This window comes from Mycobacterium sp. Aquia_213, assembly GCF_026625985.1.
GTDB lineage: Bacteria > Actinomycetota > Actinomycetes > Mycobacteriales > Mycobacteriaceae > Mycobacterium.
Window position 1 is genome coordinate 2,382,631 of the sequence record NZ_CP113116.1, and the last position, 21,762, is coordinate 2,404,392.

Annotated in this window: 22 protein-coding genes, 1 tRNA gene and 2 pseudogenes; 20 read left to right on the forward strand and 5 right to left on the reverse strand. The window is 67.9% G+C overall.

From position 1 onward, the window contains the following. The first annotated feature begins 2 nt into the window (after nucleotides 1–2). The 11 genes from ftsW (at nucleotide 3) to LMQ14_RS11220 (ending at nucleotide 10,960) form a co-directional block, all read left to right on the forward strand. Entirely contained in the window at nucleotides 3–1,715 is a 1,713-nt protein-coding gene (gene ftsW, locus LMQ14_RS11170) for a putative lipid II flippase FtsW (RefSeq protein WP_420714635.1), read from the forward strand. Then, nucleotides 1,712–2,941: an undecaprenyldiphospho-muramoylpentapeptide beta-N-acetylglucosaminyltransferase gene (gene murG / locus LMQ14_RS11175; protein WP_267734795.1), complete on the forward strand. Its 1,230-nt coding sequence runs from the start codon at nucleotides 1,712–1,714 to the stop codon at nucleotides 2,939–2,941. Before ftsW ends, murG begins: the two co-directional genes overlap by 4 nt. Further along, nucleotides 2,938–4,407: a UDP-N-acetylmuramate--L-alanine ligase gene (gene murC / locus LMQ14_RS11180; protein WP_267734796.1), complete on the forward strand. Its 1,470-nt coding sequence runs from the start codon at nucleotides 2,938–2,940 to the stop codon at nucleotides 4,405–4,407. Before murG ends, murC begins: the two co-directional genes overlap by 4 nt. Continuing rightward, nucleotides 4,404–5,408: a cell division protein FtsQ/DivIB gene (locus LMQ14_RS11185; protein ID WP_267734797.1), complete on the forward strand. Its 1,005-nt coding sequence runs from the start codon at nucleotides 4,404–4,406 to the stop codon at nucleotides 5,406–5,408. Before murC ends, LMQ14_RS11185 begins: the two co-directional genes overlap by 4 nt. A gap of 221 nt (nucleotides 5,409–5,629) precedes the next feature. After that, entirely contained in the window at nucleotides 5,630–6,790 is a 1,161-nt protein-coding gene (gene ftsZ / locus LMQ14_RS11190) for a cell division protein FtsZ (protein ID WP_267735451.1), read from the forward strand. Between the two features lie 71 nt (nucleotides 6,791–6,861). Next, nucleotides 6,862–7,569 carry a peptidoglycan editing factor PgeF gene (gene pgeF / locus LMQ14_RS11195; RefSeq protein WP_267734798.1) on the forward strand — a complete coding sequence of 236 codons (708 nt, stop codon included), beginning with the start codon at nucleotides 6,862–6,864 and terminating at the stop codon, nucleotides 7,567–7,569. Between the two features lie 17 nt (nucleotides 7,570–7,586). Further along, nucleotides 7,587–8,363, forward strand: a complete 777-nt coding sequence (locus LMQ14_RS11200; RefSeq protein WP_267735452.1) for a YggS family pyridoxal phosphate-dependent enzyme — start codon at nucleotides 7,587–7,589, stop codon at nucleotides 8,361–8,363. 68 nt (nucleotides 8,364–8,431) lie between these two features. Next, nucleotides 8,432–9,073 (forward strand): cell division protein SepF, encoded by a 642-nt coding sequence (locus LMQ14_RS11205; protein WP_267734799.1) that lies wholly within the window; start codon nucleotides 8,432–8,434, stop codon nucleotides 9,071–9,073. A 155-nt stretch (nucleotides 9,074–9,228) separates the two neighbouring features. Continuing rightward, nucleotides 9,229–9,519, forward strand: coding sequence for a YggT family protein (locus LMQ14_RS11210; RefSeq protein ID WP_007170773.1), 291 nt, complete (start codon nucleotides 9,229–9,231; stop codon nucleotides 9,517–9,519). Nucleotides 9,520–9,767: 248 nt separating this feature from the next. Then, nucleotides 9,768–10,571 carry a DivIVA domain-containing protein gene (locus LMQ14_RS11215; protein WP_267734800.1) on the forward strand — a complete coding sequence of 268 codons (804 nt, stop codon included), beginning with the start codon at nucleotides 9,768–9,770 and terminating at the stop codon, nucleotides 10,569–10,571. An 83-nt stretch (nucleotides 10,572–10,654) separates the two neighbouring features. After that, entirely contained in the window at nucleotides 10,655–10,960 is a 306-nt protein-coding gene (locus tag LMQ14_RS11220) for a hypothetical protein (protein ID WP_267734801.1), read from the forward strand. A gap of 2 nt (nucleotides 10,961–10,962) precedes the next feature. Here LMQ14_RS11220 and LMQ14_RS11225 read toward each other — a convergent pair. Next, nucleotides 10,963–11,643: pseudogene (locus LMQ14_RS11225) on the reverse strand (phosphoribosyltransferase); the annotation flags it as partial. Between the two features lie 81 nt (nucleotides 11,644–11,724). Between LMQ14_RS11225 and LMQ14_RS11230 the strand changes: the two are divergent. Together LMQ14_RS11230 and LMQ14_RS11235 are read left to right on the forward strand one after the other, a co-directional pair. After that, nucleotides 11,725–12,642, forward strand: a pseudogene (locus LMQ14_RS11230) (FAD-dependent oxidoreductase); the annotation flags it as partial. 289 nt (nucleotides 12,643–12,931) lie between these two features. Continuing rightward, nucleotides 12,932–13,123 carry a hypothetical protein gene (locus tag LMQ14_RS11235; protein ID WP_267735453.1) on the forward strand — a complete coding sequence of 64 codons (192 nt, stop codon included), beginning with the start codon at nucleotides 12,932–12,934 and terminating at the stop codon, nucleotides 13,121–13,123. Between the two features lie 7 nt (nucleotides 13,124–13,130). Here LMQ14_RS11235 and LMQ14_RS11240 read toward each other — a convergent pair. Further along, nucleotides 13,131–13,216: transfer RNA gene (locus tag LMQ14_RS11240), tRNA-Leu, on the reverse strand. A gap of 130 nt (nucleotides 13,217–13,346) precedes the next feature. Here LMQ14_RS11240 and LMQ14_RS11245 point away from each other — a divergent pair. The 4 genes from LMQ14_RS11245 (at nucleotide 13,347) to LMQ14_RS11260 (ending at nucleotide 17,270) form a co-directional block, all read left to right on the forward strand. Continuing rightward, nucleotides 13,347–14,693 (forward strand): M20/M25/M40 family metallo-hydrolase, encoded by a 1,347-nt coding sequence (locus LMQ14_RS11245; protein WP_267734802.1) that lies wholly within the window; start codon nucleotides 13,347–13,349, stop codon nucleotides 14,691–14,693. Nucleotides 14,694–14,721: 28 nt separating this feature from the next. After that, on the forward strand, nucleotides 14,722–15,252 hold the full coding sequence (locus LMQ14_RS11250; RefSeq protein WP_267734803.1) for a YbhB/YbcL family Raf kinase inhibitor-like protein: 531 nt from the start codon (nucleotides 14,722–14,724) through the stop codon (nucleotides 15,250–15,252). Further along, a complete protein-coding gene (locus LMQ14_RS11255; protein ID WP_267734804.1) occupies nucleotides 15,253–15,849 on the forward strand; it encodes an alpha/beta hydrolase family protein in 597 nt (198 codons plus the stop codon). Nucleotides 15,850–15,914: 65 nt separating this feature from the next. Beyond that, nucleotides 15,915–17,270, forward strand: a complete 1,356-nt coding sequence (locus tag LMQ14_RS11260; RefSeq protein WP_267734805.1) for an HNH endonuclease signature motif containing protein — start codon at nucleotides 15,915–15,917, stop codon at nucleotides 17,268–17,270. Here LMQ14_RS11260 and LMQ14_RS11265 read toward each other — a convergent pair. The 3 genes from LMQ14_RS11265 to LMQ14_RS11275 are packed head-to-tail and all read right to left on the reverse strand — an operon-like array spanning nucleotide 17,267 to nucleotide 19,670. Continuing rightward, entirely contained in the window at nucleotides 17,267–18,361 is a 1,095-nt protein-coding gene (locus LMQ14_RS11265; protein WP_267734806.1) for a quinone-dependent dihydroorotate dehydrogenase, read from the reverse strand. The genes LMQ14_RS11260 and LMQ14_RS11265 overlap by 4 nt on opposite strands. A gap of 2 nt (nucleotides 18,362–18,363) precedes the next feature. Then, a complete protein-coding gene (locus LMQ14_RS11270; protein WP_267734807.1) occupies nucleotides 18,364–18,618 on the reverse strand; it encodes a DUF5703 family protein in 255 nt (84 codons plus the stop codon). Continuing rightward, complete coding sequence (locus tag LMQ14_RS11275; protein WP_267734808.1) at nucleotides 18,615–19,670, reverse strand: YncE family protein; 1,056 nt, start codon at nucleotides 19,668–19,670, stop codon at nucleotides 18,615–18,617. The genes LMQ14_RS11270 and LMQ14_RS11275 overlap by 4 nt, the downstream gene beginning before the upstream one ends. A gap of 109 nt (nucleotides 19,671–19,779) precedes the next feature. Here LMQ14_RS11275 and LMQ14_RS11280 point away from each other — a divergent pair, with 109 nt between their 5' ends. The 3 genes from LMQ14_RS11280 (at nucleotide 19,780) to LMQ14_RS11290 (ending at nucleotide 21,711) form a co-directional block, all read left to right on the forward strand. Continuing rightward, entirely contained in the window at nucleotides 19,780–20,082 is a 303-nt protein-coding gene (locus LMQ14_RS11280; RefSeq protein ID WP_267734809.1) for a hypothetical protein, read from the forward strand. A 61-nt stretch (nucleotides 20,083–20,143) separates the two neighbouring features. Then, entirely contained in the window at nucleotides 20,144–20,974 is an 831-nt protein-coding gene (locus LMQ14_RS11285) for an undecaprenyl-diphosphate phosphatase (RefSeq protein ID WP_267735454.1), read from the forward strand. Beyond that, nucleotides 20,971–21,711 (forward strand): histidine phosphatase family protein, encoded by a 741-nt coding sequence (locus tag LMQ14_RS11290; RefSeq protein ID WP_267734810.1) that lies wholly within the window; start codon nucleotides 20,971–20,973, stop codon nucleotides 21,709–21,711. The genes LMQ14_RS11285 and LMQ14_RS11290 overlap by 4 nt, the downstream gene beginning before the upstream one ends. Nucleotides 21,712–21,762 lie beyond the last annotated feature (51 nt).

Below are 21,762 nucleotides of genomic sequence, written 5' to 3' on the forward strand. Positions count from 1 at the left end.
GTGTGGGTAACGCGCTGACCCGGCGCCTACGCCGGGGCGAGAAGAAGATCGAGGCCCCGCCGGGCGAGCCGGTCGCGGCGGCGGACTCCGCCTCGGAAAACACCGCAACCGACTCGGATGCCGAAGCTCCGACGGACGCGACGGAATCCGCCGAGGCATCCGAGGCCCCCGAGTCCGACGAGACACCCGAAGCCGAGGCCCCGGCGACGGCAAAAGCGCAGGTCAAAGATTCGCAGCACAGTCCGCGCGCCCGGTTCGGCGCCTGGCTGGGCCGGCCGATGACGTCGTTTCACCTGATCGTCGCGATCACCGGGTTGCTGACCACGCTGGGCCTGACCATGGTGCTGTCGGCGTCGGGGGTGCGGTCCTACGGCGACGACGGGTCGGCCTGGGTGATCTTCGGCAAACAGGTGTTGTGGACGGTCATCGGCGTCTTCGGGGCCTATGTCTCGATGCGGCTGCCGGTGCGCTTTATCCGGCGGGTGGCGTTTCCGGGCTACGTCGTCACCATCATCTTGCTGGTCCTGGTGCTCGTGCCCGGCATCGGAAACCTCGCCAACGGCTCGCGGAAGTGGTTCGTCGTCGCCGGCTTCTCGATGCAGCCCTCTGAGCTGGCCAAAATCGCGTTCGCCATCTGGGGCGCGCACCTACTGGCGTCCCGGCGCATGGAGCGGGCCTCGCTGCGCGAGATGCTGATTCCACTGGTGCCGGCCGCCGTCATCGCGCTGGGGCTGATCGTGGCCCAGCCCGACCTCGGGCAGACGGTGTCGATGGGCATCATCCTGCTGGCCCTGCTGTGGTACGCCGGGTTGCCGCTGCGAGTCTTCGGGACGTCGCTGGTCGCGGTGTTCATGGCCGGCGCGGTGCTGGCGATGTCCGCCGGATACCGGTCGGACCGGGTGCGCTCGTGGATCAACCCCGAGAACGACCCGCAGGACACCGGCTACCAGGCCCGTCAGGCGAAGTTCGCGCTGGCGCACGGCGGCATCTTCGGCGACGGACTCGGCCAGGGCACCGCCAAATGGAACTACCTGCCCAACGCGCACAACGACTTCATCTTCGCGATCATCGGCGAGGAGCTGGGCTTCATCGGTGCCTTCGGGCTGCTGGCGCTGTTCGGGTTGTTCGCCTACACCGGTATGCGGATCGCGCGCCGGTCGGCCGACCCGTTCCTGCGGCTGCTGACCGCCACCACCACGATGTGGATCCTCGGGCAGGCGTTCATCAACATCGGCTACGTGATCGGCGTGCTGCCGGTTACCGGCCTGCAGCTGCCGCTGATATCTGCCGGCGGAACATCCACCGCTGCAACGCTTTTCATGATCGGCATCATGTGCAATGCGGCACGGCATGAGCCCGAGGCGGTGGCCGCGCTACGCGCCGGGCGCGACGACAAGATGAACCGGCTGCTGCGGCTGCCGCTGCCCGAGCCGTATTCGCCCACCCGTCTCGAGTCCTTTCGCGACCGCAAGCAATCGCAGCCGCGACCGCCGCGGCCGCCCGCCCCGGGACGTGGCCGCAAGGCCCAGCAACCACCCGTCCGGAAGGGCGCCCGCAAGCCCGAGCCGCCACTGCGGCCGGCTTTTCCGCGGACAGCTGCCCGCGCGGAACCCCAGTCAAGGCATCATGGATCCGACCAGCGCTACCCGAGACAGGCAGCCGGTCAGCGTCAAACACGGCGCGCTCGCGCATTGGAAGGTCAGCGTTACGGGTGAACCACACGATCAAGGAGTCGACCGGCGGGCAGGGGGCAAGTCCCTCGCCCGCCGGTGCCGCTTCGTCGTCGCTTGATTCCCTGTCGGTCGTGCTGGCCGGCGGCGGCACCGCCGGCCATGTGGAGCCGGCGATGGCCGTCGCCGACGCCTTGAGCGCGCTGGATCCGCACGTCCGGATCACCGCACTGGGCACCGCGCGCGGACTCGAGACCAGGCTGGTGCCCGAACGCGGCTACCACCTCGAGCTGATCACGCCGGTGCCGCTGCCGCGCAAACCCAGCGGTGACCTGGCCCGGCTGCCACCGCGGGTGTGGCGCGCCGTGCGCGAGACCCGCGCGGTGCTCGACGAAGTCGACGCCGACGTGGTGGTGGGCTTCGGCGGCTACGTGGCCCTGCCCGCCTACCTCGCGGCCCGCGGGTTTCCGGGTCTGCGTCGTCGTATCCCGGTGGTCATTCACGAGGCCAACGCCCGCGCCGGGCTGGCGAATCGGGTCGGTGCCCGGTCCGCGGACCGGGTGTTGTCCGCGGTGCCGGATTCGGGGCTGCCGCACGCCGAGGTGGTCGGGGTGCCGGTTCGGGCGGCCATCACCAGGTTGGACCGCGCGGCGCTGCGGGCGCAGGCGCGTCAGCACTTCGGGTTCGCCGACGACGCGCGGGTGTTGCTGGTGTTCGGCGGCTCGCAGGGCGCGGTCTCGCTCAACCGCGCGGTCTCGGCGGCCGCCGCCGACCTGGCCGCCGCGGGCGTGTCCGTCCTGCACGCGCACGGGCCGAAGAACACCCTCGAGCTGCGCGAACCCCAAGACGGCGATCCGCCGTACCGGGCGGTGCCGTATCTCGACCGGATGGACCTGGCCTATGCGGCCGCCGACCTGGCCATCTGCCGCTCCGGGGCGATGACGGTCGCCGAGGTGTCGGCCGTCGGCCTGCCGGCCATCTACGTTCCGCTCCCGATCGGCAACGGCGAGCAGCGACTCAACGCGCTGCCGGTGGTCAACGCCGGCGGTGGCGTGGTCGTCCCCGACGCCGTCCTGACGCCGGACCTGGTGGCCCGGGAGGTCAGCGGGCTGCTCACCGACCCGCCGCGGCTGGCGGCGATGACCGCGGCCGCCGCCCGGGTGGGGCATCGGGACGCGGCGCGCCAGGTCGCCGAGGCGGCGCTGGACGTCGCGCGACAAGCACGTGCCAGGGGGCCGCGGTCCGGCCGGAGGGCCGGGAAAACGCCGTGAGCGCCGACCAGTTGCCGCCCGAGCTGCACCGGGTGCACATGGTGGGCATCGGGGGAGCCGGAATGTCGGGCATCGCCCGCATCCTGCTGGACCGCGGTGCGCAGGTATCGGGGTCCGATGCCAAAGAGTCCCGTGGCGTGCACGCGCTGCGGGCGCGGGGCGCGCTGATCCGCATCGGACACGACCCGTCGGCGCTGGACCTGCTGCCCGGCGGCCCGACCGCGGTCATCACCACCCACGCCGCCATCCCGAAGACCAACCCCGAGTTGGTCGAGGCCCGCCGCCGCGGCATTCCGGTGGTGTTGCGGCCGACCGTGCTGGCCAAGCTGATGAACGGGCGTACCACGCTGATGGTCACCGGCACCCACGGCAAGACCACAACGACGTCGATGCTGATCGTGGCCCTGCAGCACTGCGGGCGCGACCCGTCGTTCGCGGTGGGCGGCGATCTCGGCGAGGCCGGCACCAACGCCCACCACGGCAGCGGTGACTGCTTCGTCGCCGAGGCCGACGAAAGCGACGGCTCGCTGCTCGAGTACACGCCCGACGTCGCGGTGGTCACCAATATCGAGACCGATCACCTGGATTTCTACGGCAGCGCCGACGCCTACGTCGCGGTCTTCGACTCGTTCGTCGAGCGGCTGGCCCCGGGCGGCGCGCTGGTGGTGTGCACCGACGACCCGGGGTCGGCAGCGCTGGCGCAGCGCAGCAGCGAACTGGGAATCCGGGTGTTGCGCTACGGATCCGGCGCGCCGGGGGAGCCCGGCCAGGAGTTGTCGGGCACGCTGCTCTCCTGGGAGCAGCAGGGCACCGGAGCCGTCGCCCACATCCAGTTGGGCGACGGGCCAGTGCGCGCGATGCGGCTGTCGGTGCCCGGCCGGCACATGGCACTCAACGCGCTGGGCGCGTTGCTGGCCGCGATCGAGGTCGGCGCCCCGACCGACGAGGTGCTCGACGGGCTGGCCGGTTTCGAGGGTGTGCGTCGACGCTTCGAACTGGTCGGAACGGTGGGATCGGTGCGGGTGTTCGACGACTACGCCCACCACCCGACCGAGATCAGCGCGACGCTGGCGGCGGTCCGCACGGTCGTCGAGCAGGGCGGCGAGGGCCGCTCGCTGGTGGTGTTCCAGCCCCATTTGTATTCGCGGACAAAGGCTTTCGCTGCTGAGTTCGGTCACGCGCTGGACGCCGCCGACGAGGTGTTCGTGCTCGACGTGTACGGCGCCCGGGAACAACCGCTGGCCGGTATCAGTGGGGCCAGCGTCGCCGAGCACGTCAGTGTGCCGGCGCGCTACCTGCCGGACTTCTCCGCGGTCGCCGAGCAGGTCGCCGCGTCCACCGGTCCCGGGGACGTGATCGTGACGATGGGCGCCGGCGACGTGACGCTGCTGGGCGCCGAGATCGTGACCGCGCTGCGAGTGCGCGCCAATCGCAGTGCGCCCGGTGCGCCCGGGGTATTGCGATGACCGAGCCCAACGACACCACTCCCACCGACCTGGTCGCCGACTCGGCGGCCTCGCCGCGCGACCCGGAGCCGCCGGTCGAGCCGGACCCGCCCGTCGACTCCGCGGCCGAGAACGCGATCACCGAACCGATCCCCGTCGAAGAACCCCAACCGGAAAGCGGCCAATCCGAGGACGAGCAAGCCGAATTCGAGGGGCCACGCCGCCGGGCCCGCCGCGAACGGGCCGAGCGCCGCGCGGCCCAGGAGCGGGCGACCGCGATCGAGGAAGCACGCCGCGACGCCAAGCGCCGGGCCAGCGGGCGCGTCGCCGACCAGCCCAAATCCGCTGCGCGCGGCGTCGTTCGGGGCCTGAAGATGTTGCTCGCGACGGTGATGTTGGTCATCGTCGGGGTCGGACTGGCGCTGATTCTCTACTTCACGCCGGTGATGTCGGCGCGCAACATCGTGGTCACCGGCACCGGCGCGGTATCCCGCGAAGAGGTCCTCGATGCGGCACAGGTGCGGGTCGGCACACCGCTGCTGCAGATCAACACCAACCTGGTCGCCGACCGGGTGGCGGCGATTCGCCGGGTGGCGAGCGCCCGGGTGCAGCGCCAGTATCCGTCGGCGCTGCGGATCACGATCGTCGAGCGAGTTCCGGTGGTGGTGAAGGACTTTCCCGACGGGCCGCACCTGTTCGACCGCGACGGCGTCGACTTCGCGACCGGCCCGCCGCCACCGGCGCTGCCGTATATCGACGTCGCCAACCCCGGGCCGACCGACCCGACGACCAAGGCCGCATTGCAGGTGCTGCTGGCGCTGCGGCCCGAGGTCGCGAGTCAGGTGGGCCGGATCGCGGCGCCGTCGCTGGCCTCGATCACCCTCACGCTTGGCGATGGGCGCGTGGTGATTTGGGGCACCACCGACCGGACCGATGAGAAGGCCGAAAAGCTCGCCGCCCTGCTCACGCAGCCGGGCAGGACCTACGACGTGTCCAGCCCCGATTTGCCCACCGTCAAGTAGCGACCCCCGCTCCGGGCACGGTAAACGCGAAAAAATTGACCAAAATTTGCGCGCGGCGCGTCGGCGCGCCTGCGAGGTTCGTGCGCGTCGTGCCCATACCGTTCTGGTTGCGCGGAACTACTTGACATAACTCTAACTCTATGGTTGAGGTTGAGAGTTTGCCAGGGGAACCGCCACCGTCCGGAAGGAACCGAATCCCCACCAGGGAGGAAGACGAGATGATGACCCCCCCGCATAACTACCTGGCCGTCATCAAGGTTGTGGGTATCGGTGGCGGCGGCGTCAACGCCGTCAACCGGATGATCGAACAGGGCCTCAAGGGCGTTGAGTTCATCGCGATCAACACCGACGCACAGGCCTTGTTGATGAGCGATGCCGACGTCAAGCTCGACGTGGGCCGCGACTCCACCCGCGGATTGGGCGCCGGCGCCGACCCCGAGGTCGGGCGCAAGGCCGCCGAGGACGCCAAGGACGAGATCGAAGAGCTGCTGCGCGGTGCCGACATGGTGTTCGTCACCGCCGGTGAAGGCGGCGGAACCGGTACCGGCGGGGCACCCGTCGTCGCCAGCATCGCGCGCAAGCTGGGCGCGCTGACCGTCGGCGTGGTCACGCGGCCGTTCTCATTCGAAGGCAAGCGCCGCAGCAACCAGGCCGAAAACGGCATCGGCTCATTGCGGGAGAGCTGCGACACGCTGATCGTGATCCCCAACGACCGGCTGCTGCAGATGGGCGATGCCGCGGTGTCGCTGATGGACGCGTTCCGCAGCGCCGACGAGGTGCTGCTCAACGGCGTTCAGGGCATCACGGACCTGATCACCACGCCCGGCCTGATCAACGTGGACTTCGCCGACGTCAAGGGCATCATGTCCGGCGCGGGCACCGCGCTGATGGGCATCGGTTCGGCCCGCGGTGAAGGCCGGTCACTCAAGGCCGCCGAGATCGCGATCAACTCGCCGCTGCTGGAAGCATCGATGGAGGGCGCCCAGGGCGTGCTGATGTCGATCGCCGGCGGTAGCGACCTCGGCCTCTTCGAGATCAACGAGGCGGCTTCGCTGGTGCAGGACGCCGCCCACCAGGACGCCAACATCATCTTCGGCACCGTGATCGACGACTCGCTGGGCGACGAGGTGCGCGTCACCGTGATCGCGGCGGGCTTCGACGCGGCCGGGCCCGGACGCAAACCCGTGGTCGGCGGTACCGCCGACCAGGGGGAGAAGGTCGGCGGTGCGCACCGGATCGAGTCGGCCAAGGCGGGCAAGCTCACCTCGACGCTGTTCGAGCCGGTCGACGCGGTCAGCGTGCCGGTGCACACCAACGGCGCGACGCTGAGTATCGGTGGCGATGACGACGACGTCGATGTGCCGCCATTCATGCGTCGCTGAAAACGGACATGCGCACCCGGCCGCCCGACGGGGACGGCCGGCGGGCAACGAAATCTCCGGATACTGGTCATGTGAGCGTTCGCATCCGGCGAGTGACGACCACCCGCGCGGGCGGCGTCTCGAAGCCGCCCTTCGACACCTTCAACCTCGGCGACCATGTCGGTGACGACCCCGCCGCGGTGGCCGCCAACCGTGCCCGGCTCGCCCGCGCCATTGGCCTGGGCGCCGACCGGGTGGTGTGGATGAACCAGGTCCACGGCGATCGGGTCGAAGTCGTCGACGGGCCGCGCGATACCGCCTTCGATGACACCGATGCCTTGGTGACCCGCACGGCGCGACTGGCGCTGGCGGTGGTGACCGCCGACTGTGTGCCGGTGCTGCTCGCCGATGCGCGCGCGGGTGTGGCCGCGGCGATCCACGCCGGGCGCGTCGGTGCGCAGCGCGGAGTGGTGGTGCGCACGGTGGAGGCGATGCGCAAGCTGGGCGCGCAGGCCGGCGACATTTCGGCGCTGCTGGGCCCGGCGGTCAGCGGGCGCAATTACGAAGTACCCGCTCAGATGGCCGACGAGGTCGAGACGGCCCTGCCCGGCAGCCGCGCCACCACCGCGAACGGAAAGCCAGGTCTCGACCTTCGATCCGGAATCGCCTGCCAGCTAAAGGATTTGGGTGTCACGTCGATCGACATCGATCCGCGGTGCACGGTTGCCGACCGTGCTCTGTTCAGTCATCGCCGCGACGCGCCGACCGGGCGGCTGGCGTCGCTCGTCTGGATGGAGTGACCGTCGTGGCGGTTGGAATGTCGGACTGGGGATCGACTCAGGGCAACCGCGAAACTGAATTGACTCACGCGTTGGCGGCAGTGCGTTCGCGACTAGCGGCGGCTGCGGAAGCCGCGGGTCGCAATGTCAGCGAAATTGAACTTCTCCCAATTACCAAATTCTTTCCGGCATCCGATGTCGCGATTTTGTCTCGATTGGGTTGTCGGTCGGTAGGTGAATCGCGGGAACAAGAAGCGGCGGCAAAGGTGGCGGAACTCACTCACTTGGCGGAGTCTTCCGGGCGGTCGGATTGGCGAGAGTTGCACTGGCACATGGTGGGACAGATTCAGCGCAAGAAGGCGCGTTCGCTGGCCCGCTGGGCGCACACCGCCCATTCGGTCGACAGCGCGCAACTGGTAACAGCGCTGGAACGGGCGGTAGCGGCGACGTTGGCCGAAGGTGGACGGCAGCACCCGCTGCGCGTCTACGTTCAGGTCAGCCTGGATGGCGACGTCTCGCGCGGCGGCATCGACATCACGACGCCGGGGACCCTCGACGAGGTCTGTGCGCAGGTGCAGGAGTCGCAAGGCCTGGAGCTGGTCGGGCTGATGGGCATTCCGCCGGTGGGCGCCGACCCCGAAGCGGCCTTCGACCGGCTGCAATCCGAACACCGCCGGGTGCTCGACGCGCACCCGAATGCGGTCGGTTTGTCCGCCGGGATGTCCAACGATTTCGAAATCGCCGTAAAACACGGTTCGACGTGTGTGCGTGTCGGTACCGCGCTATTGGGCCCGCGGCGGCTACCGTCACCGTGAGTAGTCACTGTAGTCACACCTTCATCACAGACAACAGAAATCCCAGGGGCTAGAAGGGGTCGCAAGCAATGAGCACACTGCACAAGGTCAAGGCCTATTTCGGTATGGCCCCAATGGACGACTACGAAGACGAGTATTACGACGACCGCGCACCGTCGCGTGGATTCCCTCGTGCTCGCTTCGACGAGGGTTATGGCCGCGGTTATGACGGCCCCGAATACGACGACCCGCGAGGTGAGCCGGGCGACTACCCGCCTGCCGGCTACCGCGGCGGTTACGCGGACGAGCCGCCTCCGTTCCGCGGCCGCGAATTCGACCGCCCGGACATGGGCCGCCCGCGCCTCGGGTCGTGGCTGCGCAGCGGTTCCACCCGCGGTGCGCTGGCCATGGACCCGCGCCGGATGGCGATGATGTTCGAGGAGGGCCATCCGCTGTCGAAGATCACGACACTGCGGCCCAAGGACTACAGCGAGGCCCGCACCATCGGTGAGCGGTTCCGCGACGGTACCCCGGTGATCATGGACCTGGTGTCGATGGACAACGCCGACGCCAAGCGGCTCGTCGACTTCGCGGCCGGATTGGCGTTTGCCCTGCGTGGCTCGTTCGACAAGGTCGCGACCAAGGTGTTCCTGCTGTCGCCCGCCGACGTCGACGTCTCGCCGGAGGAGCGCCGCCGGATCGCCGAAACCGGCTTCTACGCTTACCAATAGCCACATCCGCCCCGCCAGCGTGCGGGGACGGGCGTCGGGCCCCCGCCTGCCGATGCGGCACATCTGAGATGTCCGCTCAATAGTGAGTCGGTACTCTTGCGATTGCCGCGCTATCGCGCGGGGATTGTCGTCTCCTCGGTAAGGTCGGGCTCTCGTTGGTGCTGTTCTTTCAGATCCTTGGGTTTGCGCTGTTCATCTTTTGGCTGCTGCTCATCGCTCGGGTCGTCGTCGAGTTCATTCGCTCGTTCAGCCGGGACTGGCATCCCACCGGCATCACTGTGGTGATCCTGGAGATCATCATGTCGATCACTGATCCGCCGGTGAAACTGCTGCGCCGGCTGATCCCTCAACTCACCATCGGTGCGGTCCGCTTCGACCTTTCCATCATGGTGCTTCTACTGGTCGCATTCATCGGCATGCAGCTCGCTTTCGGCGCCGCGGCGTGAGTCGCCTTATGTGTCGGCGGCTCTAAGCGACGGTTTGGCCACAGATCGGCCTCGGTTTGATGGGCGCGATTTGCAAATTCTAAGGATTGGGATTTTATGGCTCTTAGTGTTTGAAATTGGTTCTTAATTATTGGGCTAATCGGCAACCGCCGGGTCTGGTGTGACAGGATGGGCGGCAGTTGCACAACCGCCGCCACTCCGTTCTACACTTTCGAGAACGTTTGACGGGAACTTGAGGGGACGAAACAATGCCGCTTACACCAGCCGACGTCCACAATGTGGCGTTCAGTAAGCCGCCTATTGGCAAGCGCGGTTACAACGAGGACGAGGTCGACGCGTTCCTCGACCTAGTGGAAAACGAGCTGACCCGGCTGATTGAAGAGAACTCCGATCTGCGCCAGCGGGTCGAGGAACTCGACCGCGAATTGGCCGCCGGTGGCGGCGCCGCCGCTGCCGCCCCCGCTGCTCAGCCCGCCCCCGCTGCACCCGTTTTCGAGCCCGAGCCCGAGCCGGAACCCGTCAAGGCGGCGCCCGCGCCTGTTGCCGCGACCGGCACCAACGAGGAGCAAGCCTTGAAGGCGGCCCGGGTGCTGAGCCTGGCCCAGGACACCGCCGACCGGCTGACCAGCAGCGCGCAGGCCGAATCGGACAAGCTGCTGTCCGACGCCCGCGCCAACGCCGACCAGATTCTCACCGAGGCCCGCCAGACCGCCGACGCCCAGGTCGCCGACGCCAAGCAGCGTTCCGAAGCGATGCTGGCCGACGCGCAGACCCGCTCCGAGACGCAGTTGCGGCAGGCCCAGGAGAAGGCCGACGCCCTGCAGGCCGATGCCGAACGCAAGCACTCCGAGATCATGGGCACCATCAACCAGCAGCGCACCGTGCTGGAAGGCCGTCTCGAGCAGCTGCGCACCTTCGAACGCGAATACCGCACCCGGCTCAAGACCTACCTCGAGTCCCAGCTTGAGGAACTCGGCCAGCGCGGATCGGCGGCTCCCGTCGACTCCAGCGCCGATGCCGGTGGGTTCGATCAATTCAATCGGGGTAACTAGCCGGGAGGAGTGCCGGACGTCGTGTTCGGCACACTGGTGTGCACTGGACCTGGCGGTCCCGCCCTTTGGCTGGAGGATGACCGATGCTGATTATTGCCCTGGTACTGGCCCTAATCGGGCTTGTGGCCCTGGTGTTCGCGGTCGTGACCAGCAACGAGCTGGTGGCCTGGGTGTGTATCGGCGCCAGCGTCCTGGGTGTCGTGCTGCTGATCGTCGACGCACTGCGGGAGCGGCAGCGCCGCGACACGAGCGACGAAGCCCACGATGAGCAGCCCGCCGCGGACGAGGCGGTCGACTACCCGGAGGAAGTCCCGGACGAGAACGCCGAGAAGTCGGCCGACGACGCGACGGTCGCGGCGGAGACCCGCGGCGAGGACTCCGCCAAGTAATCTCAGCGCGTCGGCGTATTCAGTAGCTGACGTACCTCATCGTCGCTGACTTGGTGAAAGTCGCCATAGACCTGCCCGACGGCTTCGAATGCCGACGGCATCGTCGTGCACACGACGTCGTCGGCCACCTGCGCGAGTTCCCGGCAGACCGACGGCGGTCCGACCGGGACGGCGACGACGATCGACCGCGGCCCGGCCGCTCGAATCGCCCGGACGGCGGCCAGCATGCTGGCACCGGTGGCGACGCCGTCGTCGACCAGGATCACGATCTTGCCGCGCGGGTCGGCGATCGGGCGTCCGCCCCGATACGCGTGCTCGCGTCGCGCCAGCTCCGCCGTCTCGCTGTCGATGACCTCGCGGACCTGTTCGTCGGTGATCTGCAGGCTGGACACCACGTTGTCGTTCATCACCACACCGCCGCCGCTGGCCAGCGCACCCATCGCGAGCTCCGACCAGCGCGGCACCCCGAGCTTGCGAACCAGGAACACATCCAGCGCGGCGTGCAACGCCGAGGCGATCTCCCAGGCGACCGGCAGGCCGCCGCGCGCCAGTCCAAGCACCAGCACGTTGTCGTTGTCGCGGAAGGCCATTAGCTGCTCGGCCAGTGCGCGACCGGCAACTCCGCGGTCGCGGAAGGTTCGCGTAGCCGCGCGGCGCAGGAAGCCGTTCCGTGGGTTCATGGGTTCGCCCTAGTTTACGCGCCCGGGCAGTCTTGATCGAATAGCTTGTGCATCAAAGGGATTGGCCGCGAAAGACAGGCGAACATGCCCTGCCATCAATACACTGCTCTCGTGACTTCACTCGAGGTGGATCTGGCCGTCGTCGGCTTCGGCAAGGGCGGCAAAACACTGGCGGCCGCGCTGGGAAAGCGCGGCTGGCGGGTGGTGATGATCGAACAGTCGCCATTGATGTACGGCGGCACCTGCATCAACATCGGTTGTGTCCCTACGAAATCGATGGTGTTCCGGTCCGAGCACCTGGACGCGGCCACGGCCCATCCTGACCGCTACCACGAAGCCGTCACCGCCACCGCACAGTTGACCGCGTCGTTGCGCGACATCAACTACGCCACGCTCGATCGGATCGACACGGTGACAGTGCTGACCGGTCACGCGTCATTCACCGATTCACATGTGTTGAGCGTCAAAACCATTGATGGACAAGCCATTACCGTAACCGCGAAATGGATCGTGGTCGGCACCGGTTCGCGTCCGGTGTTGCCGCCCGTTCCCGGATTAGCCGACGCACCCGGTGTGTACACGAGCACAGATCTGCTCAGCACGGCGGAACTGCCGGGGCGGCTGACCGTGCTGGGCGGTGGCTATGTCGGTCTGGAATTCGCGGCCATGTACCGCGCCTATGGGTCGCAGGTCTCGATTCTCGATCGCGGTCCGCGGGTGCTGAGCCGCGAGGACGACGATGTCGCCCAGTGCGCTCACGACATCCTCGTCGGGCGCGGCATCGACATCGTCACGTCGGCAGCGGTCACGTCGGTGTCCGGTAACGGTGCCGGCGGCTCGACGGTCACTTACCAGGTCGACGGCGTCACCCACGATCTCGACACCGACGCCATCCTGGTGGCGCTGGGACGCGAGCCCGTCACCGACGGACTCGGCCTGGACGCCGCGGGCGTCGAGACGACGGCCAAGGGCGCGATTGTCGTCGACGACCACCTGCGCAGCAGCCAGCCGCACATCTTCGCAGTCGGCGATGTCAACGGTGGACCGCAGTTCACCTACATCTCGCTGGACGACTACCGGGTCGTGCTCTCGCAGCTGGACGGCGATGGCAAACGCAGCACCGCGACCCGCGCGGCCGTGCCCTATGCACTGTTCATGACGCCGCCGCTGGCCCGGGTCGGCCTCACCGAGAAGGCCGCCAGGGAGGCGCACGACGTCAAGGTCGCCACGATGCGAGTCGCCGACATGGCGACGATGCCGCGCGCGGATCGTCGGCGAGGATGCCGGCATGATGAAGGTCGTCGTCGATGCCGAGAGCGACACGATTCTCGGTGCGGCGCTGCTGTCCTACGACTCGCACGAGGTCATCAATACGGTGGCGCTGGCGATCCGGCACGGCATTACCGCCTCGGAGCTGCGGGATTCGATTTACACCCACCCGTCGATGACCGAGGGGTTCAACAGCCTGCTCGCGGCGCTCTAGATATGGGTGTCCGAGGGGGGACTTGAACCCCCACGCCCATTAGTAGGGCACTAGCACCTCAAGCTAGCGCGTCTGCCATTCCGCCACTCGGACCCGACCAACGTGAGTTGGCAGCTAAGGCTAGCGGATCGGCCCGCGCGGACCCAACTTAGCTCGCCGACCGGGTTCGGTTGAGTTCCGCCGCCCGAGCCGGGTAACAGCGGCAGTGGTAGGAAAGGTGGTTGTGACAGTTGAGAACGAAGTTCCCAACCATCCGAGCGACGATGTGGTCGAGGTCGTCAGCAGGCTGATCCGGTTCGACACCACCAACACCGGTGAACCCGAGACCACGCAGGGCGAAGCCGAATGTGCCCACTGGGTCGCCGACCAGCTCGCCGAGGTGGGCTACCACCCCGAATATCTCGAATCCGGCGCGCCCGGGCGGGGCAATGTGTTCGTCCGCCTCAAGGGCGCCGACCGCTCGCGTGGCGCACTGCTGATCCACGGGCATCTCGACGTGGTGCCGGCCGAACCGGCCGACTGGAGCGTGCACCCGTTCTCCGGCGCGGTCGAGGACGGCTATGTCTGGGGCCGCGGCGCGGTCGACATGAAGGACATGGTCGGGATGATGATCGTGGTCGCCCGACAGTTGAAACAGGCGGGCATCGTGCCGCCCCGCGACTTGGTGTTCGCATTCGTGGCCGACGAGGAGCACGGCGGCAAGTTCGGGTCGCACTGGCTGGTCGCCAACCGCCCCGACCTGTTCGCGGGTGTCACCGAGGCGATCGGCGAAGTGGGCGGGTTCTCGCTGACCGTGCCGCGCCGGGACGGCGGCGAACGCCGGCTGTATCTGATCGAGACGGCCGAGAAGGGCATGCAATGGATGCGGCTGACCGCCCGCGGTCAGGCGGGGCACGGCTCGATGGCCAACGACCGCAACGCGGTCACCCTGCTCGCCGAGGCGGTCGCCCGGATCGGCCGCCACCAGTTTCCGCTGGTGATGACCGACACCGTTGCGGAATTCCTGGCCGCGATCAGCGACGAGACCGGCCTGACCTTCGACACCGAGTCCGACGATCTGGACGGCGTGATCGAAAAACTCGGCCCGATGGCCCGCATGCTCACGGCGGTTTTGCGCGACACCGCCAACCCGACGATGCTCAAGGCCGGGTACAAGGCCAACGTGATCCCCGGGAGCGCCGAAGCGGTGGTGGATTGCCGCGTGCTGCCCGGTCGGCAGGCCGCCTTCGAGGCCGAAATCGACGAGTTGCTGGGCCCGGACGTCACCCGGGAGTGGATCAGGGACTTGCCGTCGTACGAGACCAGCTTCGATGGCGATCTGGTCGACGCGATGAACGCCGCGGTGTTGGCGGTCGATCCGGACGGACGCACGGTGCCGTATATGCTCTCGGGTGGCACCGACGCGAAAGCCTTCGCGCGCTTGGGAATTCGCTGCTTTGGCTTCGCGCCGCTGAAGCTGCCGCCGGAATTGGATTTCGCTTCGCTGTTCCACGGCGTCGACGAGCGGGTACCCATCGACGCGCTGAGGTTCGGCACCGACGTGCTGGCCCACTTCCTGACCCACTGTTAGAGATGAACGCCAAACGAGAGGATCGCCCATGAGCTTGCCGTCCGACCCGTATGACGCGCTGCCCAAGCTGCCGTCATTCACCGTGACCTCGAACTCGATCACCGACGGTCAGCCGCTGGCCACATCGCAGGTCAGCGGAATCATGGGTGCCGGGGGAGAAGACGTGAGCCCGCAGCTGAGCTGGTCGGGATTCCCCGCCCAGACGCGCAGTTTCGCGGTCACCGTCTATGACCCCGACGCCCCGACGCTGTCCGGCTTCTGGCATTGGGCCGTGGCCAACCTGCCGGTCGACGTCACCGAGCTGCCCGAGGACGCGGGAGACGGCCGCGAGCTGCCCGGCGGCGCGCAGCAGTTGGTCAACGACGCCGGCATGCGGCGCTTCATCGGTGCCGCTCCGCCGCCCGGACACGGTCCGCATCGCTACTACGTCGCGGTGCATGCCGTCGACGTCGACAAGCTCGACCTCACCGAGGACGCGAGCCCCGCGTTTCTCGGCTTCAACCTGTTCCAGCACGCGATCGCGCGGGCCTACATCCACGGCACCTACGAACAGAAGTAGGTGAGAGCTCGCGCGTGCGTGCTGGTCCTGCCGGGTGGCAGGGTGCGCAGCGACGAGGCGTCGCGCTGGTGGCAGCTGGCCAACGTCCGGATGATGTTGGTGGCTGCCGCATTGCGGCGCCGGTTGGGTCGCGGCGTCGAGGTGCGCCGCGTTCAGTACCGCCTGCGTGGATGGAACAGTCCGCGCTTCGACGCGGTCGCCGATGCCAGCGCGGTACTTGGCGATATTCGTCGCCGGTTCGAGCCGAAAAGCATTGTGCTGGTTGGACATTCCATGGGCGGCCGGGTCGCGACACGGCTGGCAGCCGGTGGGCAGGTCGGCGCGGTGGTCGCACTGGCGCCGTACTGGCCGCGCGACGACGGCGACCTGATTGAGCCGCCGACCCGGCTATTGGTCGTGCACGGCACCGCCGATACCCGCACCGACCCGGAAAGCTCGCGCGTCCAGACGTTGCGGGCTCGGCAGCGTGGGCTGGACGCGCAGTGGGTGGGCATCGAAGGCGAGGGCCACTCCATGGTTCGGCGATATTTTGAATGGCACCGGCGCACAGTCGATTTCGTTGACGAATATCTGTCGGGTGCTGCTGAAATCACTTGAGTCACTTTGGTTTCAGCGGCCTCAAGGCAGGGTGTTCTGTCGGTGGCCCGCGATATCATTCGAACATGAGTTCGAGTGGCCGCGAGGAGATCGTCGAGGATTTCGACGCGCTGCGCAGCGCGGTGTCGCGCGTTGTGGGGCACTCCTACGACGTGTTGACCACCCCGGAACGGCTGTCGTTGTTGGAGCGGCTCGAGCAGGAGACGCGGCGGTTGCGGGTCCCGGGGCATGAGTTGATCAATCAGATCGCCGAGCAGGCCACGCCGGAAGAGTTGGGCGGCAAGGTTTCTCATGCCCTCGCCGACCGGCTGCGCATCTCTCGTGGGGAGGCCTGCCGGCGCATTGCCGAGGCCGCCGATTTGGGGCCGCGGCGCGCGATCACCGGCGAGCCGCTGCCGCCACTTCTGACTGCGTCGGCCGCGGCCCAGCGCGACGGCAAGATCGGCCCAGCCCACATCGCGGTGATCCGCCAGTTCTTCGACCGGTTGGCGCAGTCGGTGGACATTGGGACCCGGGAATGCGCCGAGAAAGATCTGGCCGAACACGCCACCCAATATCGGCCCGACCAGGTGGCCAAGCTCGCCAACCGGCTTGCCGATTGCCTCAACCCCGACGGCAATTACACGGACAACGACCGCGCCCGCCGACGCGGACTGATCCTGGGCAACCAGGGCATTGACGGCATGTCGCCGCTGCGCGGCTGGCTGACCCCGGAAGCCCGCGCCACCCTGGAGGCGGTGTTAGCGAAGCTCGCCGCACCGGGGATGTGCAACCCCGAGGACGACACGCCCGTCGTCGACGGCCCGCCCGCTGACGCACGACGCGACATCCGGTCGACGGCCCAGCGCAACCACGACGGACTCAACGCCGCGTTACGGGCACTGCTGGCCGGTGGAAAGCTGGGGCAGCACAACGGTTTACCCGCCACGATCATCGTGACGACCACGCTGAAAGATCTCCAAGCCGCGACTGGTAAGGGACTCACCGCTGGCGGCGCCCTACTGCCGATGACTGATGTGATCCGCCTGGCTCGCCACGCCCATCACTACCTGGCGATCTTCGACGAGGGCAATGCCATCGGCTTGTATCACACCAAACGATTGGCTTCGCCCGGTCAACGAATAGTGCTGTGCGCCAAGGATCGTGGTTGCACACACCCCGGCTGCGACGTGCCCGGCTATTTGTGCGAGGTCCACCACGTCGAAGACTGGGCCGACACGCACCGCACCGACATCGACCAGCTCACCTTCGCGTGCGGCACTCATCACAAACTTCTCGAGGCCGGCTGGACCACCCGAAAACGCAGAGACGGCTCGACGGAGTGGATCCCGCCGCCCCACCTCGAACGCGGTCGGTCGCGGGTGAACACCTTCCATCATCCCGAGAATCTTCTGGCAGACGACGAAGATGGTGCGGCTTAGGCCGGCGGGGTGCCGGGATTCTGCGCCGCCGACCCAACCGCCTCACTTAGCGAGGCGAAGCCCCCGTCGTGCAGCCGTCGGGCGATGCCGTCGTGAATGTGCTTGGGCCACAAGCCGCCTCCGTAGATGAAACCGGTATAGCCCTGCAGCAGTGAGGCGCCCGCGATGATGCGCTCCCACGCGTCGTCGGCGGTCTCGATGCCCCCGACGCTGATCAGCACCAGACGATCGCCGACCCGGCGGTAGAGCCGGCGCAGCACTTCGGCGGCGCGGTGTGCCACCGGCGGTCCGGAGATGCCGCCGGGGCCGAGCTCGTCGACCCCCGGCGTGCGCAGGCCGTCGCGCGACACGGTCGTGTTGGTTGCGACGATCCCGGCCAGCCCCAGCTCGACGGCCAGGTCCGCGATGTCGTCGACGTCGGAATCGGAGACGTCCGGGGCGATCTTGACCAGCACGGGCACCGACGTCTCGGCGAGGACGGCCGACAGGATGGGCCGCAGCGACTCCACCGCCTGCAGATCGCGCAGCCCCGGCGTGTTCGGCGAGCTGACATTGACCACCAGATACGACGCCAGCGGGGCGACCAGCCGGGCGCTGGCCCGGTAGTCCTCGACAGCCTCGGCGGCCGGTGTCACCTTGGTCTTGCCGATGTTCACCCCGATCGGCACGTCCGGCTGATGGCGGGCGAGACGGGCGGCCAGCGCCCCGGCCCCGTGATTGTTGAACCCCATCCGGTTCAGCAGCGCCCGATCCTCGGGCAGCCGGAACAGGCGCGGCGCCGGGTTGCCGGGCTGTGGGTGCGCGGTGACGGTCCCGACCTCCGCGTACCCGAAACCCAAGGCGCCCCAGGTACGCAGCCCCATGCCGTCCTTGTCGAAGCCGGCGGCCAGCCCCAGCGGCGCGGGGAAGCGCACCCCGAACACCGTGCTGGCCAACACCGGATCGACCGGGCCCAGCAGCCGGTGCAGCAGCCGACGCGGCACCGCGACGGCGGTCGCGGCGCGCAAGGCGGCGAAAACGATCGTGTGAATGCGTTCGGGCGGGATTACGAAAAACAGCCGGCGCAGCAGGGCGTACGGACCGCTATCCACCGTCACAGTTCCGGCTGATCGGGCCGTCGGTCACTGACACGAGACTTCTTGCGGCGCAACAACACCCGTCTGCTACCGTCGTTATACAGTCGCACCCGGGTGAGCTCCCAGCCACGGTATTCGGCCTCGATGGACAGCCGGATGGAGGCGGTGAGCCTGGTGACTTCCGGCGGCAGGCGCAGCGGCACCCACTCGTAGTCGTCCGACATGTCCGCGACCCAGCCCGCCGGCAGCCGACTCCACCGCGCCGCCGTCAACGCGTTCCCGCCGCGCGCTCGATGACCTGGACCCCTGCACCGGAGCCCGACACCACGTACAAGGTGTCCGAAGCTTCGTCAAAGGCCAGCGAGTTGGGTTGCTGCACAGTTGGGTAACGCACCTTTTCGACGGGAATTCCGGTTGATAAATCGTAACCAATAACCATATTCGATGCGGTTTGTGACACCCAGGCCAAATCGGGAGAGCCGGCCAATCCGTACGGGGCCTGCCGCACCGGGTAGGCCTGCCGCAGGATCAGCGGGTCGACCCCGTACACCAGCAGTTCGTCGCCGCGGGTGTCGGCCACCAGGACCCGGCCCACCGGATCGGCGGCCATGGTGGTTGCGCCGGCGCCGGCCCGCAGCGACTGAGCGACATGTCCGTCGGCGCCGATCGTCGTCACCGAAGTCTGACCGCGATCCAGCACCACTGTCGTATTGCCTTGTGTGACAAGCCAATCGACCCGGGCGAAGATCTTCGTCCGGTTCTCGACCGCGGGGCTCCCCGAGCCGCCGGGCGGGGCGAGGGTGTACACGGCGCCGTCGGCGCTGCCCAGCACCAGCTTGCCGTCGGCGCGGCGCGCGATCGCAGTGAAGTCCACGTTCGGCGCGGCATTCACCTGTGCGGTGTGGCCGCCGGCCAGATCCACCGCGAAGTAGCCGCCGTGGGTGGCCAGGTAGGCGGTGCCGTGACCGTCGCCGGTCACCGCGGTCGCCGGGCCCGGCAGCCCGATGACACGCGGCGCGACCTGCCCTGGACCGAACACCGCGAGGCTGGCGGGTGCTCCCGGATCGCTGCCGGGCGTCAGCACCGCCAGCTGGTGCGTGCCGTCGTCGAAGACCGTCGCCGCGGCGGGCCCGGCCAGCGGCCGCACCGTGCCGGACGGAGTCTGCGATGCCGGTGGCGACTGGGCGGGATGCGCCGCTTCGATGGTCGGCGGGGCGCTGGTGAGCGGATTCGATGAACAACCAGCGACCAACGTCAGCAAAGCTATCAGTCCAACAAAACATCGTTGAACTGCAAATGTCTCGTATCTAAGCCGTGATAGCAACAACCAACCTTGGTTCGGCGGACATTGAATACAAATTCTAAGGAACGGTTCCGCATCCAATAGGGCCATGTTGCCCACATCTGCCGTACTGGAGAGGTATGGTCGGATTATGACCGTCACCGCTGACCGGCATACCGCAGACAAGGAGTTTGCTGTCGAAGACATTTCGACAGGGATCTTTGCGAGCGGATATGGGCAAGTCGGTGACGGACGCAGTTTTTCGTTTCACATTGAGCATCGCTCGCTCGTCGTCGAAATTTACCGGCCACGCCTTTCCGGGCCCGTTCCGCAGGCCGAGGATGTGGTCGCGACCGCCGTGCGGGGCCTGGTTGACATCGACCTCACCGACGAGCGCAGTTTGACCGCGGCGGTGCGTGACTCGGTCGCGCGAGCAATCCCCGTGCCGCGCTAGTCGCCCTCGGTAGCCGCCACCCGCACCAGGTACGGTCGTCGTCGTGGCAGCGGTTTCGGCGATGTCGTGGTGGCAGGTCAGCGTGCTGTCGGTGGTGCAGGGTTTGACCGAGTTCCTGCCGGTCTCGTCGTCCGGGCACCTGGCGATCGTGTCGCGGGTCTTTTTCGCCGGGGACGCCGGCGCCTCGTTCACCGCGGTCAGCCAGTTGGGCACCGAAGCCGCCGTGCTCGTCTATTTCGCACGCGACATCTGGCGCATCCTCATTGCCTGGTTCAAAGGACTGGCCGCCAAGGCACGGCGCGATCTCGACTACTGGATGGGCTGGTACGTCATCATCGGCAGCATCCCGATCTGCGTGCTGGGCCTGTTGTTCAAGGACGAGATCCGCTCCGGGGTGCGCAACCTCTGGGTCGTTGCGACGGCGATGGTGGTCTTCTCGGCCGTCATCGCGCTGGCCGAGTACCTGGGCCGGCAGACCCGTCACGTCGAGGAGCTGAACTGGCGCGACGCACTGGCGGTCGGGGCCGCGCAATGCCTGGCGCTGATCCCGGGCGTGTCCCGATCCGGGTCGACGATCAGCGCGGGGCTGTTTCTGGGACTCGACCGCGAGCTGTCCGCCCGGTTCGGCTTCCTGCTGGCCATCCCCGCGGTGTTCGCCTCGGGGCTGTTCTCGCTCCCGGACGCCTTCCATCCGGTCACTTCGGGCATGAGCGCCACCGGCCCGCAGCTGCTGGTGTCCACCCTGATCGCGTTCGTCATCGGGCTGAGCGCGGTCGCTTGGTTCCTGCGGTTTCTGGTGCGGCACAGCATGTACTGGTTCGTGGGCTATCGAGTGGTGGCCGGCGCCGTCGTGCTGATCCTGCTGGCGACCGGAACGGTGGCCGCGACATGACCGTCATCCTGTTGCGTCACGGCCGCTCGACCTCGAACACCGCGGGCGTCCTGGCCGGCCGTTCCGAGGGCGTCGATCTCGACGACAAGGGCCGCGAGCAGGCCGTGGGGTTGATCGACCGCATCGGCGACCTGCCGATCCGCGCGGTGGTCACCTCGCCGCTGCTGCGTTGCCGGAACACGGTCGCGCCGCTGGCCGAGGCGTTGTGCCTGGAGCCGCTCGTTGAGGATCGGCTCGCCGAGGTGGACTACGGCGAGTGGACGGGCCGCAAGATCGGCGAGCTGGCCAATGAGCCGCTGTGGCGGGTGGTGCAGGCGCACGCCAGCGCGGCGGTGTTTCCCGGTGGCGAGGGGTTGGCGCAAGTGCAGTCGCGCGCGGTCGCCGCGGTGCGCGAACACGACCGGCGGCTGAGCGAGGAGCACGGCGGCGACGCGCTGTGGGTGGCTTGTACTCACGGTGATGTGATCAAGTCGTTGATCGCCGACGCGTATGGGATGCATCTGGACGGGTTCCAGCGCGTCACCGCCGACCCCGCGTCGGTGAGTGTGATCCGGTACACCACGCTGCGGCCGTTCGTGTTACACGTCAACCACACCGGTGGACGGCTGGCCGCGGCATTGCGGGCCGGACCCCCACCCAAGACTGACCCCGAAAGCGACAAACCCGAAGAGTCGCAACAACAACCGGCCGAGGCGGAGCCGTCGAGCGACGCGGTCGTCGGGGGATCCACTGACTAACTCGGTTGCAGCAACCGAATCGAATCGCCTTGCGACGGCAACAGCCGGTAT